The following is a 252-nucleotide window of genomic DNA, read 5'->3' as shown; positions in this document are numbered from 1 at the left end:
CTGAATGGGGAAACCCACTTGCATAAGCAAGTATCCTGTTGTGAATACATAGCAACAGGAGGCAAACCGGGGGAACTGAAACATCTAAGTACCCCGAGGAAGAGAAATCAACCGAGATTCCGAAAGTAGCGGCGAGCGAAATTGGATTAGCCCTTAAGCTTTTAATGAGACAGATGAAGGCTCTGGAAAGTGCCGCAATAAAGGGTGATAGCCCCGTAATCGACATCTCATCATCAGTGAAAACGAGTAGGG

General features: G+C 46.8%; 1 rRNA gene. It reads left to right on the top strand.

Features of this window, described 5'->3' with window-relative positions:
* Nucleotides 1–252 (top strand): 23S ribosomal RNA (locus tag AB4161_RS23265); the annotation flags it as partial.

The sequence above is a fragment of the Vibrio sp. 10N.286.51.E5 genome (genome assembly GCF_041469125.1).
GTDB classification, from domain to species: Bacteria; Pseudomonadota; Gammaproteobacteria; order Enterobacterales; family Vibrionaceae; genus Vibrio; species Vibrio crassostreae_C.
Note: the sequence above shows the minus strand (reverse complement) of the source record. Positions and strands in the feature narration are given on the sequence as shown.